We start from the raw sequence: 17,585 nt of genomic DNA, 5'->3' as shown, positions 1-17,585 counted from the left end.
CGGCCCCGCCCGTCGGGCGATGCTCGCAGGCGAGGCCTATGATGCGGCCGACCCAGAACTCGTCGCGCTGCGCCAGCGCGCGCAGCGTCTGACCGCCGCGCGAAACGGGGTCGAGGGCGACCCCGACGATGCGGCGATCCTGTCCGAGCTACTCGGGACGTGGAACGGCGCGGTGATCCGCGCGCCTTTCGCGGTCGACTATGGGCTGCACATCCATTTCGGCCCCGGCTGCTTCGTCAACTACAACTGCGTGTTCCTCGACGTGGCCGAGATCCGGCTCGGGGCGCGGGTGCAGGTCGGGCCGGGGGTGCAGCTTCTGACCGCCGACCACCCCCGCGACGCGGCGCGCCGCGCGACGGGGGAAGAGAGCGGGCGCCCGATCCGCATCGGCGACGACGTGTGGATCGGCGCCGGGGTGCTGGTCCTGCCGGGGGTGACGGTGGGGACGGCGCGATCCTTGGCGCGGGCGCCGTCGTCACCCGCGACGTGGCGCCGGGCGCGACGGTCGTCGGGAACCCGGCCCGCCCCGTCGGGACGGCTTAGCGGGTGCGCGGCCCGCGCCAGCTGTCCACCCAGTTCCGCATCCGGCCCGCGGCCTTGCGGGTGTTCGCCACCACCTCGTCCTGCGCGGCATCGGCGCGGGCGTCGATATGCTCGATCACCCGGCCCGCGCGGCGGGTCCGCGGCTCGATGCTGCGCTCGTGGAACTGGTTCCACATCCGCCACAGCAGCAGCAGCAGCGCCCCGATCACCCCCAGGATCACCAGCGCCGGCCAGTTGAGCGGCCGGTCGCCCGGCCCCGCCACCTGCCGCATCGAGATCGCGTTCGGGTAGATCGTGGCCCACGACACCCGCCAGCCATACGAGGTGACGTTCATCCACCGCGGCGCGTCGGCGGTCGAGACGCTGTCGGCGGCGATCGCGTGCAGGTTCGAGCTGTCGTACTTGAAATACGGCGGCCAGATCCAGCCGGTGTCCTCGTTGCGGTAGACATAGGGCCGCCCGTTCGGCTGCACCGTGGCGATATAGCGGATGTCGCGCCGCCCGTCGGCCGTCTGCACCGTCCCGGTGTCGGGCGAGGCATAGAAGATCCCGTTCCAGCCCAGGTCGGTGATCTGGTTGTAGACGTTCGTCACCCGCACCGTGTGGCGCGAGGGCAGCGCATAGTCGAGGAACAGGAACACCAGTACCCCGAAGATGACGCCGAGGGCGACCTGAAGATTGCGCACCAGAGGGGCTCCTTACCGATGGTAGTTCACGAAATAGATGATGACCATCAACGCCACGGTGGGCAACACGAACACCAGCGCGACGAGGCGGGCACGCAGCGTCCGCTCGAACCCCACCATCGAACGCCGCACGAAGACCCGGCGTTCCGGGCTGTCGCCGGCGCGGTCGGGGTGGCGCTCGTCCCACGTCTCCTCGAGCCGCTCGCGCTGCAGCGAGCGCAGGTAGAGCGAGATCAGCACGTAGAACAGCGCCTCGATGGCGATGAGGATGGCGGCAAGCCGGATGATGGCCATCAGCGCAGCCCCCCCCACGGCCCGGGCGCGGCGGCCCGCTCGGTCAGGTTCACGCGCGCGGGGCCTGCCGCACGGCCCCACGGGCCGGCTGCAGGCACCGCCGGGGCCCGCCGGTCGGGCGCGCCCGGCTCACCCATCCCCGGCTCGGGGCCGAACAGGGCCTCGCGCGTCCCCTCCTTGTCGATCTGGTATTCGCGGGCGAGCTGGTCGGCGACATAGCGCTGCTTGGCCGCATCCCACGACTGGTAGCGGCGGTAGAACACCGGCTTGTTGAGGATGAAGAGCGCCCGCACGTCATGCGGCGCGAGTTCCGCGAGCAGCTGGTTCACCGCATCCCGCCACGGCCCGGCGGTGGCGCGCAGGGCGTAGAAATAGGCAGCGTTGCCCGAGTCGATCACCGGCCAGTCGCCCCCCGCCTCGACATAGCGCAGGATTGCCGAGAGGCCGCGCAGCTCGGGCGGCATCTCGGCCGGGTCGAGCCGCGCCGCCGCGCGCCGCAGCGCTGCCCGGCTGCCGTCGCCGGGGTCGATCCCCGCCCGCGTCGCGGCATCGACGAGGATGAAGTCGATCTTCTGGCGCAGCACCGCCGCGGTATCGGCCCCCGGCGCCGAGGCGATCGGCTCGGCGAGGCCCGCGCGGGCGAGCCAGGCCGCGATCTCGTTGCGGTCGTCGAGCGTCATGCTGCGGACGCCCGGCAGCGCGACCCGCTGCGCGGGATCGGTGAACACCACCCCCGCCTCGCGCCCCGAGCGGATCACGTAGACGCCGCCGAAGGCCGGGGTCCAGAAATCCGGCACGTCGAAGCTGGTGTGCGCCAGCCGCACCGGGTTGCGGGTCACGTCGCCGGATTTCTTCGCCTGCTCGATCATCTCGGCGATCAGCACGTCGTCCCACCAGGCGTCGGGCTGGCTGCGGAACCGCTCGATCATCGCGGTCAGGCGGTCGGCCTCGGCGACGTGGTTGCCGGTGGTGTCGGCGCTGATCCGCACCTTGCGGATGTCGAGCAGGTCGGCCGGCGCCGCAACCTGCCAGACCTCGTCGTCGATCTCGCCCACCACGGCGTCGCGTGCGGTGAGGCTGAAGAGCTGGCTTTCGTTGTCGGCGATGAAGCGGCGCAGGATCGCGCGATAGACCGAGAGGTCCGCCGACAGCATCGGCGCGGTCTTCTGCTCGGTCGTGAGCAGGATGAACTGCCGGTTGCCGCCCTTGGGGTTGAGGTAGTCCAGATCGCCCAGCTCGTCCCCGATCTCGGGCGAGAGGCCGGTGAGGTCGATGTGGAACTCGGTCAGCGCGGTGGTCCTGCCGGTCAGCTTTTCCAGCGCCCGGTTGTAGAGCGCCACCCAGGCGGGGGAGTCGACCCGCAGCAGGTTCCCGAACATCAGGCCGCGTTCGATGAGGAGGTTCATTTAAGGATTAAACCACTCTTTGGCTCACCGGGGCCAGGCCTAACTTTGACAGGCCTAAAATATGCTGATGCATTAATCATCTGGCCCAAAATTTCGTCCGTGGCATCTTTGTCTATGTTGGAACGGATACGATCGAAGCTCATAGCCCTGTAGCCCTTTTCGTTAAGATAATTGCGAACTTTATTTGCCAACTCGATATCCGCCGCCTTCTTGCTGTTCTGAGCGTCATCAGACATGGCAATCCCTTCTGAATCGCCCCCAGGGACGCCACCTACAACTTGTTCCGAACCCGATATAACGCTCTTAACTTGATCTACCAATCTCAACCAAGATTCGTCGTTGTGGTGGCGGAAGTCTATGTACTGTATCTCTTCCAATTTTTGGTGCATTTTGGTTTCAGAAATATATATAGGTATAATCGACTTTCCGAAGGCAATTGCCCTTGCCCATTCGTAGGTTACGTAATTAGAGTTTGAGGATGAGGGGGAAAGCACCAACACCAGAACCTTGCACTTATCGATGCCTGCATCGATCTCCGATTTCCATTTAGCCCCGCCGGCCAAACTTCTTGTGTCGCGCCATACCGATATTTCTTTTCCTAGGAACTTAACCTCGACCAGTTCAGCAAAAAACCTATCTTCGTGCGAATAGCTGATAAACACGTCAGCCATGCTCACCCCCCTCATACCTTCTCTTCGCCTTGGCCATCCGCTCCATCCCGCGCACCGTTTCCTCGATGGCGCTTTCGTCCGCCGTCTCGGCATAGCGCCATTCGCTGTCGGCGTAGCGGTTGATTTCCTGCACCACCATCGCGGGGGTGATCGGCTGGCGCAGCGCTGCGATCATCTCGAGTTTGCGGTCATAGGGCTGGTGCAGGAACGGCTCGGGTGTGGCGAACCACTCGTCCGGCATCTCGAAATCCATCGCGCGGGTCTTGATCGCGTCGGTGATGTTCTTGACGGCGCGGCCGGTGAAGCGCGGCTCGGCCTCGGCGATGGCGTGCAGGTAGGTGCCGATCTCGGCCAGCGTGTCCACCGGGCCCAACCGGGCCGACACCTCGTCCCAGATCGCGGCCAGCGAGGCCTCGGCCGGGCGGTCGTGGCCGGCGTAGCCCTCGCGCACCGCGGTGCGGATTTCCTGCGCCTTCATCAGGTCGTGCTCGCCCACGGGGATGTCGTGGCGCTTGCCCAGCAGCAGGGCGAAGATGTCGATGTAATCCTCGCGCGTCTTGGGGCCGTCGATCAGGAAGCGGGCGCCGGCGCGCTGGCGCAGGGCGTCGTCGATGGACTCGGCGTGGTTGGAAAACATCCCGAAGGTCGCGTTGCCGCGCACCACGGTCCCGGCGCCGGCGAAGGCGTCCATCAGCACCGCCGTGATCTCCTGCTGGCCCGAGGACGACTGGCGGTCGCCGCGGCGCCCCGCCACCTGGTCAATGTCGTCGATGGTGCCGAAGCCGATCACCGCGGGGTCGATCACGCTGTCGATGAAGGCCCGCGCGTTCTGCCCCGACTTGCCCTGATAGCTGTCGACGTTGTCGATGCCGAGATTGGCATATCGGAACGGATAGCCCGCGACGGTGCAATACTCGTTGATCAACCCCGCCATCATCTGGATCAGCGTGGTCTTGCCGGTCCCCGGCCGCCCGTCGCCGAGGAACGTGAAGATGAAGCCGCCGAGTTCCACGAACGGATTGAGCCGCCGCTCGAAGTCATAGGCGACGAGCATCCGGGCGAGCCGCATCGCCTGATGCTTGGCGATGGCGTTGCCGACGACCTCTTCGGGGCGCTTGAAGGCCATCTGCACGGGCTTGCCGCGGGCGCGGGTGGCGGGCGCGAAGCCCGCGATGGGCAGGTCGTCGGCCGCCACCCGCCAGCGGGCGCCGGTGAAGGCCTGGGTGCGCGGCGCGGTCTCGGCGCGGGCGCGGACGGCGGCGGCGAGCGCCTCGGCCCAGGCCAGCGTGATCGCCGCCACCGCCTTGTCGTCGGGGGCGGCGGCGAGCTTCTGGTCCAGCTCCCACAGCGCGCCTTGCAGGGCGAGGTGGGGGGCGTCGGTCAGGATCTCGGCCACGCCGCCGATGTCGGGCGTCTCGGCGCCCGCGTGCTCGGCCAGCAGGAAGCCGGTGGCGTTCGCCAGCACCGACAGGACCGCGAGCGACTCGGCGGCCAGCATCTCCTTGAAGGCGCCGGCCTGCTCGGGCGGCAGGCGGTTCTCGAGATTGGCGCGCTTCAACTCGGCCGCGCCCGAGCGCGCCGCCACCTCGTCCCCTACGGCGAGCGCAATGGCGAGAGCGCGGCGCAGGGCGCGCAGCACCGTCGCTGACAGCGCCGAGGGCAAGTCGTCGCCCCCCGCCCGCTCGATCCGCTCGACCAGCCGCACCGCGCCGGGGCGCTGCGTGGACAGCCCCGCCAGCCCCGGCGTGGTGGACCGGAAGCGCGACGCCCGCGGGATGCCGGGCGAGCGCTCGGCCTCGGCCAGCGGCGCAGCCGTGGCCAGCCGCGGGGCGTGGTCGAAGCCGGTCAGAAGCCCCAGCGCCTGCGGGTAGTGGGCGCGAACGCGTGCCTCGGGCAGCTCCATCTCGTCGCGGGTTTCCATCAGTTCACCCCCATCACCCGCCCGTCGGGCATCGGCACGTATTTGCGGATGCCCCTGAAGCCGGGCGGGTCGAGCCGCGCCAGCGCCTGATAAGGCCGCTGCGGAATGACCAGCAGCCGCTGCGCCGCGGTCAGCCCCTGCCCCATGCCATGCGTCTCGGCCGTGTCGATCCTGTAGACCTGCTTTTCCACGACGCTGAACAACCCCGCGTTCTGCATCTCGACGCGGGCGGATTGCAGATCCTCGACCGCCATCGCCAGCGCCCAGTCCTCGCCGGCGCTCGCATGGGCATCCTCAAGCACCGACTTGATCGGCCCCTTCTGCACGGTGAACTCGCGCGAGTGGATCGGCCCGAGCGTCACGCGGCGTAGCCGCCACGGGTGCAGCGTGTCGAAATCCGCGTCGAACCCCTGCGCGATGGTCAGAAGCTGCAAGGCGCCGACCGACTGGGCGAGCAGATGCGCCTGCGCCTCGGGCCAGCGCTTGGCGTCGTCGGGCAGCGGCCGGCGGCCGGTGTCGTCGCAGTCCATGAGATAGACCACCGGCAGGTTCTGGCGGCTGTCATAGACGCCCCAGTGGATCAGCCACCGCCGCCGGTGGCCCTCCTGCCCCAGCCCCAGCGCCATCGGGTGCATCTGCGGCCAGAAGAGGCCCCCCGCCGCCAGCGCCTCGTAATACATCCGCTGCGACAGCGCATATTGCAGCTTGGTCGGGTGGCGCAGGTCCGAGACGATCTCGCGGATCATGTCGTCCTTGATCGCCTCGGCGGTGGGGGTGCGGGCAAGCTGCTCGCCCGCCTGCGCGGCATCGGCGGCGGTCTGGGCGACCTCTTGCCAGACCGGAAAGCCCGAGTCGTGGATGTCGATCACCAGCCGCCGCGACAGCGGCCCCTCGACGCGCGAGGCGACGAGATACTTCATCGACAGCGCATCGACGGTCGCGAGCAGCGCCCGAAGGTAGCCCTGGATCACCTGCGTGTCGGTCGGCCCGAACACCCGGTCGCGCACCATCTCGGCCAGCGAGGGGGGCAGCGCCGCCGCCACCCGCCGCAATTGCAGGAAATAGCCGCGCGCGATCAGGTCATCCGCGATCTCGCGGTGGTCGGCAGAGAGGCCGGCGGCGGGATTGCTCACTTACGAGCCCGAATACAGGTTCTTGTCGTGCTTCTCGACGATCTGGGCGAAGCGGCGGGCGAAGCGCTCGTCGGCCTTGGCCTTCTCCTCAAGCACCTTGCGGGCGAACACCATGTGCTCGCCGTGGGCTTCCAGCATGTCGGCCATCTTCTCGTTCGTCGCCGCCCCGATGCCGGCCATCGCCGTCGCGGCTTCCTGATCCGTCCGCACGCCGATCTCGTTGATGCGGTGGGCGATGTCCTGCTGCTGGGCGGTCTTGAGCGACTTGGTCAGCGCATCATAGAGGACCACCCGCTGCTTGGTGTCGGTCTGCAGCTTGTTGATCAGCACCATCTGGGTCGCGGCCTGGTTCTGCAGGCTGTCCACCCAGGTCTTGCCGGACTCGATATAGCGTTCGAGCGTCTGGCTGCGGGCGAGCGCCACCTGCTCGGCCTGCACCAGCTCGTTGTGGTCCTTGTTGGCGTTCGCGAGCTCGGTTTCCAGCTTGGTCCGGTCGCTCGGATCGACCGTGCTCGCCACCTTGTTCTCGAGCTCGATCAGGCGGGGGTCCATCGCCTTGATCCGCTCGCGCAGGCTTTCGAGTTCCGCCACCGCCGCCTCGCGGTCGGCGAGCGTCTGGGTCAGGTTGCCCTCGACCTTGACCTGCTGGTCCTTGAGCAGCGCCAGCTGGTCCTGCAGCAGCCGGGTGATCACGTCGGACTTGGAGATCAGGTCCTGCAGCTTGTCGTCGATCGAGGCGTGGCGCAGCCGCTCCTGCCGCATCGACTCGGACTTGCCGCGGGCGAAGATGCCGACGAAGCTTTCCCACCCGGTCTTCGAGCGCATCTGCTCGAAATCCTTGGAAAACCCGGCGGTCACGTCGTCCAGCCCCATGATCAGCTCGGCGATGTTGGCGTTCATCGCCTCGGTGTGCTTGTGCACGTCGGCCAGCGTCGCATTGGCGATGTCGAGCGAGGGGGCGTTCACCGCAGCGTCCGTGCGCGCCATCCGATCCAGCGTGGTGCCGATCTCGGTGATCTTCGATTGCGTGGCAGCCACCTCGCGCTGGCTGTCGATGATCTGCTGGTCGAGGCTGGCCATGCGGGAAGACTCCGTTCACTGGGGCGGCGCAAGTAACGCGCGGAAAACACGCGCATGGCAAGGGTGGTTCCGGGGACCGGCGCGGTCATTGCGCGCGCCCCGCCCCGCGCCTAGGGTCGGCGCATGGACCCGCTGCACCACGCCATCGCCGCCCGCCGCGACGCGCTGATCGCGCTGACGCAACAGCTCATCCGCATCCCCACGCTGAACCCGCCGGGGCGCCACTACCGCGACATCTGCGAGGCGATTGCCGCGCGGATGGACCCCCAGGGCTGGCGGTGCGAGATGATCCGCGCCCACGGCTCGCCCGGCGACAGCGAGTCCTATCCGCGCTGGAACGTGGTCTGCACCCACGACGCGGGGCGGCCCGGCGACACGGTGCATTTCAACAGCCACCACGACGTGGTCGAGGTCGGACACGGCTGGACCCGCGACCCCTTCGGCGCCGAGTTCGTCGAAGACGAGGACCGCATCTACGGCCGCGGCGCCTGCGACATGAAGGGCGGCCTCGCCGCCAGCATCATCGCCGCCGAGGCCTACGTGGCGCTCAACCCCGACCACGCCGGGCGCATCCAGATCAGCGCCACCGCGGATGAGGAATCGGGCGGCTACGGCGGGGTCGCCTATCTGGCCGAGCACGGGCATTTCGCCGACGTCCAGCACGTCATCATCCCCGAGCCGCTGCACAAGGACCGCATCTGCCTTGGCCACCGCGGCGTCTGGTGGGCCGAGATCGAGACCCGCGGCCGCATCGCCCACGGCTCGATGCCGTTTCTCGGCGACTGCGCGGTGCGCCACATGGGCGCGGTGATCGACGAGATGGAGCGCACGCTCTACCCCCTTCTCGCCGGCAAGCACACGGCGATGCCGGTGATCCCCGAGGGGGCGCGGTCCTCGACGCTGAACATCAACTCGATCCACGGCGGCGCGCGCGAGCCCGAGGACGGCTACACCGGCCTGCCTGCGCCCTGCGTCCCCGACCGCTGCCGCATCGTCATCGACCGCCGCTTCCTGATCGAGGAACAACTGGCCGAGGTGAAGGCCGAGGTCCGCCGCCTGCTGGAGAAGGTCAGGGCCGAGCGGCCGAGCTTCTACTACGAGATCCGCGACCTCTTCGAGGTGATCCCGTCAATGACCGACAAGGACGCGCCCGTGGTCCGCACCACCGCCGCGGCGATCGAGCGGGTGCTGGGCATCGAGGCGGGCTACGTCGTCAGCCCCGGCACCTACGACCAGAAGCATATCGACCGGATCGGCAAGCTCAGGAACTGCATCGCCTACGGGCCGGGCGTGCTCGACCTCGCCCATCAGCCCGACGAGTGGATCGGGGTCGGCGACATGATGGACAGCGCCCGGGTGATGGCGCTGGTGCTTGCGGACCTGCTGGGGACGGATTCCCATTCCCCCGCGCCCGTGGCATGATCGCGGCGTAACCACCCCGAGGCGCCCCGATGGCCCGAACGACGCAGAACCTGCCCCCCTCCGCCGCGCGCCCTGCCGCGCGCGCCGGGCTGCCGGTCGGGTCGGTGGTTTTCTTCCTGCTCGCGCTGCTGCTCGGGCTCTACTTCGCCTTCGCCGCGGTGCAGGGGCCGTCCGGCATCCTGCGCCGGGTGCAGCTCGAAGCCGAGACCGCCGACCTCGTGGCCGAGCGCGACCGACTGACCGCGCAGGTGGCCGAGATGCGCAACCTGACCCGCCGGCTCTCGGACGACTACCTCGACCTCGACCTGCTGGACGAGCGCGCCCGCGACGTGCTGGGGCTGGTCCGGGCCGACGAGCTGATCGTCCGCTAGGCACGCGGGGCCCGTTCGGACCCGGCACCTGACCCCGCGTCACAAAACACCTTGCACCTGCCACGGGCCCGCGTCAGGAATGGTTCAACGTTGAACCACCTTGCCCGCACGGTCCTTTCCAGTTCCCCGGAGGAAACGCATGGCCCGAAAACCGCATCCGACCCCCGCCGCCGACACCCCCGCCCCGGACAGCGACAAGGCCCCCGCCGAAGCGCGGACCGACGCCCCGGCCAACGTCTCGCGCGACGATCTGCTCAAGTACTACCGCGAGATGCTGCTGATCCGCCGGTTCGAGGAAAAGGCCGGCCAGCTTTACGGCATGGGCCACATCGGCGGCTTCTGCCACCTCTACATCGGACAGGAAGCGGTGGTCGTCGGCCTCGAGGCGGCGGCGAAAGAGGGCGACAAGCGCATCACCTCATACCGCGACCACGGCCACATGCTCGCCGCGGGCATGAGCGCGCGGGGGGTCATGGCCGAGCTGACGGGCCGCGAGGGGGGCTACTCGAAGGGCAAGGGCGGCTCGATGCACATGTTCTCGAAAGAGAAGCATTTCTACGGCGGCCACGGGATCGTCGGCGCCCAGGTGCCGCTGGGCGCGGGCCTCGCCTTCTCGGACAAGTACAAGGGCAACGACAACGTCACCTTCGTCTATTTCGGCGACGGCGCCTCGAACCAGGGGCAGGTCTACGAGACCTACAACATGGCCGAGCTGTGGGACCTGCCGGTCGTCTTCGTGATCGAGAACAACCAGTACGCCATGGGGACCAGCATGAAGCGGTCCACCAAGTCCACCACGCTCTATGGCCGCGGCGAGGCGTTCGGCATCCCCGGCGAGCAGGTGGACGGGATGGACGTGCTGGCCGTCAAGGCGGCGGGCGAAAAGGCCGTGGCGCACTGCCGGGCCGGCAAGGGGCCCTATATCCTCGAGGTCATGACCTACCGCTACCGCGGCCACTCGATGTCGGACCCGGCGAAATACCGCACCCGCGAAGAGGTGCAGAAGATGCGCGACGAGCGCGACGCCATCGAGCACGTCCGCCAGCTGCTCTTGCAGGGCAAGCACGCGACTGAGGACGACCTCAAGGCGATCGACAAGGAAATCAAGGACATCGTGAACGACTCGGCCGAATTCGCCAAGGAGTCGCCCGAGCCGGCCGAGGCCGAGCTCTGGACCGACATCTACGCCGACGCCGACGTGTGAGGGGGAGAGACATGGCAACCGAGATCCTGATGCCCGCACTGTCCCCGACCATGGAGGAGGGGACGCTTGCCAAGTGGCTGGTGAAAGAGGGCGACACGGTGAAATCCGGCGACATCCTCGCCGAGATCGAGACCGACAAGGCCACGATGGAGTTCGAGGCCGTGGATGAGGGCACCATCGGCAAGCTGATGGTGGCCGAGGGCACCCAAGGGGTGAAGGTCAACACCCCCATCGCGCTGCTGCTGGACGAGGGCGAGGACGCCAGCACCGCCGCGGCGTCCGGCGGCACGTCTGACAACGCCCCCGCCAAGGCCTCCGACGCCGAGCCGCCCGCCCGCGCGGGCGAGGGCGAGAACAGCCGCGACGAGGCGGGCGAAGCCCCCGACACCGCCCCCGCCGCCGCGAAATCCGCCGTCGAGGCGGTGGACACCCCCGAACCCGACGCCGAGCCCGACTGGCCCGAGGGCACCGAGGTCCGCCAGATGACCGTGCGCGAGGCGCTGCGCGAGGCCATGGCCGAAGAGATGGAACGCGACGAGACCGTGTTCCTGATGGGCGAGGAGGTCGGCGAGTACCAGGGCGCCTACAAGATCAGCCAGGGCCTGCTCGAGCGGTTCGGCCCGCGCCGGATCGTGGACACCCCGATCAGCGAGATGGGCTTCGCCGGCATCGGCGTCGGCGCCGCCTTCGGCGGGCTGCGCCCGATCGTCGAGTTCATGACCTTCAACTTCGCCATGCAGGCGATCGACCACATCATCAACTCGGCCGCCAAGACGCTCTACATGTCCGGCGGCCAGATGGGCGCGCCGATGGTGTTCCGCGGCCCGAACGGCGCCGCCGCCCGCGTCGCGGCCCAGCACAGCCAGGACTTCGCCGCCTGGTATGCGGCCATCCCCGGCCTCAAGGTCGTCCAGCCCTACTCGGCCTCGGACGCCAAGGGGCTGCTCAAGACCGCGATCCGCGACCCGAACCCGGTGATCTTCCTCGAGAACGAGATCCTCTACGGCCGCAGCTTCGACGTGCCGGTGATGGACGACTTCACGATCCCCTTCGGCAAGGCCCGCATCGCCCGCAAGGGCCGCGACGTGACCATCGTCAGCTTCGGCATCGGCATGGCCCACGCGCTCGAGGCCGCCGAGACGCTCGCTCAGGACGGGATCGAGGCGGAGGTGATCGACCTGCGGACGCTGCGCCCGCTCGACTACCCCACGGTCCTCAAGTCGGTGCAGAAGACCAACCGCTGCGTGACGGTCGAAGAGGGCTTCCCGGTTGGCTCGATCGGCAACCACCTGTCGGCCTGGCTGATGGAGAACGCCTTCGACTGGCTCGACGCGCCGGTGATCAACTGCACCGGCAAGGACGTGCCGATGCCCTACGCCGCGAACCTCGAACGCCTCGCCCTCGTGACCGCCGCCGAGGTGGTCGAGGCGGTGCGCAAAGTCACCTACCGGTAAGGAGCGCGCGACATGGCCACCGAGATCCTGATGCCCGCGCTGTCCCCGACGATGGAGGAAGGCACGCTCGCCAAATGGCTGGTGAAAGAGGGCGACACGGTCAAGTCCGGCGACATCCTCGCCGAGATCGAGACCGACAAGGCCACGATGGAGTTCGAGGCCGTGGACGAGGGCACCATCGGCAAGCTGATGGTGGCCGAGGGCACGCAAGGGGTGAAAGTCAACACCCCCATCGCGCTCTTGCTGGACGAGGGCGAGGACGCCAGCGCCGCCGAGGCCGCACCGTCGAAGCCCGCGGCCGCCAAGGCGGAGGCGCCGAAGGACGAGGCCACGACCGAGGCCAAGCCTGAGACGAAGGCCGAACCCGCCAAAAGCGACGCCGGCGCGGCGAAGCCCGCCGAGGCCCCGGCCCGCGGCAAGGGCGAGCGCATCTTCGCCTCGCCCCTCGCCCGCCGGATCGCGGCCGAAAAGGGGATCGACCTTGCCGGGCTGACCGGTTCGGGCCCCAAGGGCCGGATCGTCAAGGCCGACGTCGAAGGGGCCAAGCCCGGCGCGGCCCAACCGGCCGCCCAGCCGGCCGCCGCGGGCCAAGCCGCCGCCGGCCAACCCGCCACCGAGGCCCCGAAACCCGCCGCCACCCCGCAGGCCGCCCCCGCGGCCGCTCCGCAGGGGATGTCCTACGCCACCGTCGCCAAGATGCTCGAAGGCCGCGAGACCGAAGAGGTCGCGCTCGACGGGATGCGCCGCACCATCGCCGCGCGCCTGTCCGAGGCCAAGCAGACCATCCCGCATTTCTACCTGCGGCGGTCCGCCAAGCTCGACGCGCTGATGGAATTCCGCGGCACGCTCAACACCCAGCTCGAGGCGCGCAAGGTGAAGCTGTCGGTCAACGACTTCATCATCAAGGCCTGCGCGCTGGCCCTCCAGCAGGTGCCGGACGCCAACGCCGTCTGGGCGGGCGACCGGATCATCAAGCTCAAGCCCTCGGACGTGGCGGTGGCCGTCGCGGTCGAGGGCGGGCTCTTCACCCCGGTCCTCAAGGACGCCGACAAGAAGACGCTCTCAGCCCTCTCGACCGAGATGAAGGACCTCGCCGCCCGCGCCAAGACCAGGAAGCTCGCCCCGCACGAGTATCAGGGCGGCAGCTTCGCCATCTCGAACCTCGGGATGTTCGGGATCGAGAACTTCGACGCGGTCATCAACCCGCCGCATGGCGCGATCCTCGCGGTCGGCGCCGGCATCCCGACCCCGGTGGTCGAGGACGGGCAGGTGGTCATCCGCAACATTATGTCGATGACCCTCTCGGTCGATCACCGCGTCATCGACGGCGCGCTCGGCGCGCAGCTGCTCGAGGCCATCGTGACCCATCTCGAGAACCCGGTCGGGATGCTCGCCTGACCATCCCCCACTGCAAACCCGAAGGGCTGCCCGCACCGGCAGCCCTTCTTCCTTGCCCAAATATCCTGGGGTGAGCGCCGCAGGCGCGAGGGGCGAAGCCCCTACTCGGCTGCCTCGCCCTTCGGCGCCCGGTTCAACCCCACCATCCGCTGCGCGAACCGCCCGAGCCGCCCCTGCCCGCCGTGCAGCAGCGAGAACAGCGACGGCACGAAGAGCAGCGACAGCAGCGTCGAGAGCAGCAGCCCGCCGATCACCGCAATCGCCATCGGGGCCCGGAACTCGGACCCCTCGGCGGTCGAGATGGCCGAGGGCACCATCCCCGCCGCCATGGCGATGGTCGTCATCACGATCGGCCGCGCCCGCTTGTGAACCGCGTCCAGGATCGCGTCGCGCTTGGCCGCGCCCGCGTCCATCGCCGCCAGCGCGAACTCGACCAGCATGATGGCGTTCTTGGTCACGATCCCCATCAGCATCAGGAAGCCGATCACCACCGGCATCCCGATCGCGTAGCCGGTCAGGTACAGCGCGAACATCGCCCCGCCGATGGCCAGCGGCAGGGACAGCAGGATCGCGATGGGGGTGACGAAATTGTGGAAGAGCAGCACCAGCACGACATAGACGAGCAGGATCCCCGACCCCATCGCCGCCGCGAAGGCCGAGAACACCTCGCCCATGATCTCGGCGTCGCCCGCGGTCTGGAACTCGGTCCCCGGCGGCAGGGCGATCTTCCCCTGCAGCGCCTTCACCTCGGCCGCCACCGGCCCGAGGATCGCCCCGTCGACCAGGTTCGCATCCACCGTCGTGCGGTAGCGCCGGTCATAGCGCGAGATCTCCGTCGCCCCGGCCGAGAAGCTGACGTCCGCCACCGCCGCCAGCGGCACCTGCCCCGCCTGCGAGGGCACGCGCAGGTTCCGCAGCTCCATCAGGTCATTCCTCGCCTCGGCGTTCAGCCGCACGAGGATCGGGATCTGCTCGTCGCCGGCGTTGAACTTGGCAAGGTTCGCCTCGCTATCGCCCAGCGTCGCCACCAGCAGCGTCTGCGCCATCGCGCTGGCCGAGACGCCGAGCTGCGCCGCCAGCTCGGTCTTGGGCGCGATCTGGATTTCCGGGCGCTGCAGGTTCGCCGACGAGGTGACGCTTTCCAGCGACGCCATCTTGCGCATCTCGGCCACCAGCAGGTTGGCGGCCTCGGCCGCGCCGTCCTCGGTGTCGCCCAGCACGCTGATGGTCAGGTCGTTGCCGCCCTGCTCGTTCTGGAAGTTCAGCCGCACGTCCGGGGTGCCGGCCAGCTCGTCCTTGAGCTGCGCCTCGATCTCGAACTGGCTGCGGTCGCGGTCCTCCTTGCGGCCGTAGTTGATCATCAGCCGCGACTTGGTGACCGAGTCGGTGCCGCCCATGACGAAGACCGACTGCACCTCGGGGATCTCGGCCACCCGCGCCGAGAGGCTGCGCGAGATCGCCTCGTTCGCGTCGATGGTGGCGCCGGGGGGCAGCTCGACCTGAACCTGGCTGCGGCCCACGTCGCCCGCGGCGATGAACTCGGTCGGCAGCAGCGTGGCCGAGTAGATCGAGCCAGCGAACACCCCGAAGCCCATCAGCAGGGTGAGGAAGCGGTGCCGCATGGTCCAGCGCAGCGTGCCCATCAGGCCGCGCATCACCCGCCCGTCCTCGGGCTCGTGCGCACCGCCCGCTCCGCGCATGAAATAGGCGGCGAGCATCGGCGTGATGATCCGCGCCACCAGCAGCGAGAACAGCACCGCCACCGCCACAGTCAGGCCGAACTGCTTGAAATACTGCCCGGCGATCCCGCCCATGAAGCTGACCGGCGCGAACACCGCGACGATCGACATCGAGATGGCGATGACCGTGGTGCCGATCTCGGTCGCGGCATCCTCGGCGGCCTGGTAGGGGTCGACGCCCATGTGGATGTGGCGGACCACGTTCTCGATCTCGACGATGGCATCGTCGACGAGGATGCCCGTCACCAGCGTGATCCCCAGCAGGCTGATGCCGTTCAGCGTGAACCCCAGCATGTCCATGACGAAGAACGTGGGGATCACCGACAGCGGCAGCGAGATCGCGGCGATCAGCGTCGCCCGCCAGTTGCGCAGGAACAGCATGACGACGATCACGGCGAGCGCGGCGCCCTCGTACAGCGTCTCCATCGCGTTGTGATAGGACTGCGAGGTGTAGGTGGTGGCGTCGTCGATCAGCGTGATCCGCAGGTTCGGATGCTGGGCGCCGATCTCGGCCAGCCGCGCCTTGGCGCCGTCACCGGCCACGAGGTCGGACTTGCCGGTCGCGCGATAGACCCCGAAGGCCACGACCGGCCGCCCGTCGAGCAGCGCAAAGCTGCGCTCTTCGCTCGGCCCGTCGATCACCGTGCCGAGCTGGTCCAGCCGCACCGTCCGCCCGCCCGCCCCGAGCGAGATCGGCGTTGCCGACAGCTGCGCCACCGTGTCGGCCGAGCCCAGCGTGCGGATCGAGTATTCCGTCCCGGCAAGGTCGCCGCGGCCGCCGCCCATGTTGATGTTCTTGGCCCGCAGCTCCTGGCTGACGCCGGCGGCGGTCAGGCCCAGCGCCAGCAGCCGGTCGGGGTCCAGCGCCACCTCGATCTGCCGGTCGGCGCCGCCGATGCGGCTGACCTGCCCCACCCCGTCCACGGTCGAGAGCTGGCGGCCGATCACGTCCTCGACGAACTTCGACAGCTCCTCGATCGAGCGGGTCGGGTCGCTGACCGCATAGGTCAGGATCGGCATCCCGGTCACGTCGAGCCGCCGCACCAGCGGCTCGGTGATCCCCTCGGGCAGGTCCGAGCGGACGCTCGCCACCGCGTCCTTGATGTCGTTCAGCGCCCGGTCGCTGTCGGTCTCGAGCGTGAACTCGACGGTCACGCTGGCCGCCGAATCGCCGGCATTCGAGGTCATGTGCCGCACGCCGGTGACGTTGGCGATGGCGTCCTCGATCGGCTTCACGACCTGGCTCGTCAGCTCGGACGGCGCGGCGCCGGGCTGGCCGACGCTGACCGAGATGATCGGCAGGTCGATGTTCGGCATTGCCGTGACCGGCAGGTGCAGGAAGCTGTAGATGCCGACGATGATGAGGACGAGGAAGATCGCGATCGGCGGGACCGGATGGCGGATGGACCAGGTCGAGAGGTTCATGGCCGCGCCTCGCCCGACGCCGGGGGCGTGCCCGCGGCGACCGCCGGGGTGACCGCCTGCGCCGCGGCGGCCGGTGCGGGTGCCGGGGCCGCGGGGTCGGCCGGCGCGGGGGCTGGGGGTGCGGGGGCTGCGGGCGTGGCGGGCGCCGCCTCGGCCGGCATCTCGACCAGCGACACCGCGTCGCCGGTGGCGAAGAACGCCCCGGCCCGCGCGATCACCGTCTCGCCCTCAGAGAGCCCCTCGAGCACCTCGCGCCGCCCCTGCCACAAGAGCCCGGCCTTCACGGGGCGGGATTCGACCACGCCGCCCGCGACCACCTGCACCCGGTCGCCGCGGTCGTCCGACAGGACCGCCGTCGCGGGCACGGTCAGCGAGCGGCGGCGCAGCGTCACGATGTCGCCGCTGGCAAAGAGCCCGGTCAGCAGCCGGTCGTCGTCGGGCAGCGCCACCCGGACGAGGCCAAGGCGCGTGACCGGATCGACGGCGGCGGGCAGCTGCCGCACCTCGCCACCGACCGGGCCGACGCCCGCCACGTTCAACTGCGTCTCCTGCCCGATCTTCAGCTCGGGCAGCGCGGCCTCGATGACCTCGCCCTCGAACTCGACGCTGCCATCGGCGATCAGCGTGAACATCGGCTCGCCCGCCGGGCTGGCGATGCCACCCAGCTGCGCGGCCCGCGCCGTCACCCGCCCGTCCACCGGGGCCACGATCCGCGTCCGGTCGAGGTTCAGCTGCGCGAGGTCCAGCGCCGCCTGCGCCTGCGCGCGGCTCGCCTCGGCCACCGCCAGCCCGTCGCGGGCCGAGGCCGCCGCCGCCAAGTCGGATCGTAGCCATGTCG

Annotated in this window: 14 protein-coding genes and 1 pseudogene; 6 read left to right on the top strand and 9 right to left on the bottom strand. The window is 69.2% G+C overall.

Going from position 1 to position 17,585, the window contains the following annotated elements:
• Positions 1 to 19: 19 nt before the first annotated feature.
• Positions 20 to 543, top strand: a pseudogene (locus ACFHYO_RS15140) (sugar O-acetyltransferase).
• Here ACFHYO_RS15140 and ACFHYO_RS15135 read toward each other — a convergent pair.
• Genes ACFHYO_RS15135 through ACFHYO_RS15105 form a run of 7 tightly spaced genes read right to left on the bottom strand, consistent with a single transcriptional unit; the run spans position 540 to position 7,734 of the window.
• A complete protein-coding gene (locus ACFHYO_RS15135; RefSeq protein ID WP_394321487.1) occupies positions 540 to 1,229 on the bottom strand; it encodes a DUF1523 family protein in 690 nt (229 codons plus the stop codon). The pseudogene ACFHYO_RS15140 and the gene ACFHYO_RS15135 overlap by 4 nt on opposite strands.
• Positions 1,230 to 1,241: 12 nt before the next feature.
• Positions 1,242 to 1,523: a hypothetical protein gene (locus tag ACFHYO_RS15130; RefSeq protein WP_231565609.1), complete on the bottom strand. Its 282-nt coding sequence runs from the start codon at positions 1,521 to 1,523 to the stop codon at positions 1,242 to 1,244.
• The gene (locus tag ACFHYO_RS15125) at positions 1,523 to 2,929 is read right to left on the bottom strand and encodes a DUF6638 family protein (RefSeq protein WP_394321485.1); all 1,407 of its coding nucleotides are present in this window, start codon (positions 2,927 to 2,929) and stop codon (positions 1,523 to 1,525) included. Before ACFHYO_RS15125 ends, ACFHYO_RS15130 begins: the two co-directional genes overlap by 1 nt.
• Positions 2,926 to 3,600, bottom strand: a complete 675-nt coding sequence (locus ACFHYO_RS15120) for a toll/interleukin-1 receptor domain-containing protein (RefSeq protein ID WP_394321483.1) — start codon at positions 3,598 to 3,600, stop codon at positions 2,926 to 2,928. Before ACFHYO_RS15120 ends, ACFHYO_RS15125 begins: the two co-directional genes overlap by 4 nt.
• Entirely contained in the window at positions 3,593 to 5,521 is a 1,929-nt protein-coding gene (locus ACFHYO_RS15115; RefSeq protein WP_394321481.1) for an AAA family ATPase, read from the bottom strand. Before ACFHYO_RS15115 ends, ACFHYO_RS15120 begins: the two co-directional genes overlap by 8 nt.
• Positions 5,521 to 6,654, bottom strand: a complete 1,134-nt coding sequence (locus tag ACFHYO_RS15110; RefSeq protein WP_394321479.1) for a hypothetical protein — start codon at positions 6,652 to 6,654, stop codon at positions 5,521 to 5,523. Before ACFHYO_RS15110 ends, ACFHYO_RS15115 begins: the two co-directional genes overlap by 1 nt.
• Positions 6,655 to 7,734, bottom strand: coding sequence for a hypothetical protein (locus tag ACFHYO_RS15105; RefSeq protein ID WP_036706496.1), 1,080 nt, complete (start codon positions 7,732 to 7,734; stop codon positions 6,655 to 6,657).
• 123 nt (positions 7,735 to 7,857) lie between these two features.
• Here ACFHYO_RS15105 and ACFHYO_RS15100 point away from each other — a divergent pair, with 123 nt between their 5' ends.
• The 5 genes from ACFHYO_RS15100 to ACFHYO_RS15080 all read left to right on the top strand — a co-directional run bounded on the left by ACFHYO_RS15100 (position 7,858) and on the right by ACFHYO_RS15080 (position 13,583).
• A complete protein-coding gene (locus ACFHYO_RS15100; protein ID WP_394321477.1) occupies positions 7,858 to 9,156 on the top strand; it encodes an acetylornithine deacetylase/succinyl-diaminopimelate desuccinylase family protein in 1,299 nt (432 codons plus the stop codon).
• A 29-nt stretch (positions 9,157 to 9,185) separates the two neighbouring features.
• The gene (locus tag ACFHYO_RS15095) at positions 9,186 to 9,527 is read left to right on the top strand and encodes an FtsB family cell division protein (RefSeq protein ID WP_394321475.1); all 342 of its coding nucleotides are present in this window, start codon (positions 9,186 to 9,188) and stop codon (positions 9,525 to 9,527) included.
• Between the two features lie 139 nt (positions 9,528 to 9,666).
• A complete protein-coding gene (gene pdhA, locus ACFHYO_RS15090; RefSeq protein ID WP_244961004.1) occupies positions 9,667 to 10,731 on the top strand; it encodes a pyruvate dehydrogenase (acetyl-transferring) E1 component subunit alpha in 1,065 nt (354 codons plus the stop codon).
• A gap of 11 nt (positions 10,732 to 10,742) precedes the next feature.
• Positions 10,743 to 12,185: a pyruvate dehydrogenase complex E1 component subunit beta gene (locus tag ACFHYO_RS15085; RefSeq protein WP_394321473.1), complete on the top strand. Its 1,443-nt coding sequence runs from the start codon at positions 10,743 to 10,745 to the stop codon at positions 12,183 to 12,185.
• Positions 12,186 to 12,197: 12 nt separating this feature from the next.
• Positions 12,198 to 13,583 (top strand): pyruvate dehydrogenase complex dihydrolipoamide acetyltransferase, encoded by a 1,386-nt coding sequence (locus tag ACFHYO_RS15080; protein ID WP_394321471.1) that lies wholly within the window; start codon positions 12,198 to 12,200, stop codon positions 13,581 to 13,583.
• 101 nt (positions 13,584 to 13,684) lie between these two features.
• Here the strand turns inward: ACFHYO_RS15080 and ACFHYO_RS15075 are convergent, their stop codons facing one another.
• On the bottom strand, positions 13,685 to 16,747 hold the full coding sequence (locus ACFHYO_RS15075) for an efflux RND transporter permease subunit (RefSeq protein WP_394321469.1): 3,063 nt from the start codon (positions 16,745 to 16,747) through the stop codon (positions 13,685 to 13,687).
• Positions 16,744 to 17,585 (bottom strand): efflux RND transporter periplasmic adaptor subunit (locus tag ACFHYO_RS15070; protein ID WP_394321467.1); only part of this gene is annotated, 842 nt, incomplete at its 5' end. The genes ACFHYO_RS15075 and ACFHYO_RS15070, both read right to left, overlap by 4 nt.

The sequence above is a fragment of the Paracoccus panacisoli genome, assembly GCF_042435015.1.
GTDB lineage: Bacteria > Pseudomonadota > Alphaproteobacteria > Rhodobacterales > Rhodobacteraceae > Paracoccus > Paracoccus panacisoli.
This window is presented reverse-complemented; position numbering and strand designations above follow the sequence as displayed.

What these genes read in the sequence shown, in the direction of transcription:
- ACFHYO_RS15125 (WP_394321485.1), bottom strand. Translation starts at nt 2,929, where the DNA reads ATGAACCTCCTCATCGAACGCGGCCTGATGTTCGGGAACCTGCTGCGG.
- pdhA (WP_244961004.1), top strand. Translation starts at nt 9,667, where the DNA reads ATGGCCCGAAAACCGCATCCGACCCCCGCCGCCGACACCCCCGCCCCG.
- ACFHYO_RS15130 (WP_231565609.1), bottom strand. Translation starts at nt 1,523, where the DNA reads ATGGCCATCATCCGGCTTGCCGCCATCCTCATCGCCATCGAGGCGCTG.
- ACFHYO_RS15100 (WP_394321477.1), top strand. Translation starts at nt 7,858, where the DNA reads ATGGACCCGCTGCACCACGCCATCGCCGCCCGCCGCGACGCGCTGATC.
- ACFHYO_RS15095 (WP_394321475.1), top strand. Translation starts at nt 9,186, where the DNA reads ATGGCCCGAACGACGCAGAACCTGCCCCCCTCCGCCGCGCGCCCTGCC.
- ACFHYO_RS15115 (WP_394321481.1), bottom strand. Translation starts at nt 5,521, where the DNA reads ATGGAAACCCGCGACGAGATGGAGCTGCCCGAGGCACGCGTTCGCGCC.
- ACFHYO_RS15120 (WP_394321483.1), bottom strand. Translation starts at nt 3,600, where the DNA reads ATGGCTGACGTGTTTATCAGCTATTCGCACGAAGATAGGTTTTTTGCT.
- ACFHYO_RS15075 (WP_394321469.1), bottom strand. Translation starts at nt 16,747, where the DNA reads ATGAACCTCTCGACCTGGTCCATCCGCCATCCGGTCCCGCCGATCGCG.
- ACFHYO_RS15105 (WP_036706496.1), bottom strand. Translation starts at nt 7,734, where the DNA reads ATGGCCAGCCTCGACCAGCAGATCATCGACAGCCAGCGCGAGGTGGCT.
- ACFHYO_RS15080 (WP_394321471.1), top strand. Translation starts at nt 12,198, where the DNA reads ATGGCCACCGAGATCCTGATGCCCGCGCTGTCCCCGACGATGGAGGAA.
- ACFHYO_RS15085 (WP_394321473.1), top strand. Translation starts at nt 10,743, where the DNA reads ATGGCAACCGAGATCCTGATGCCCGCACTGTCCCCGACCATGGAGGAG.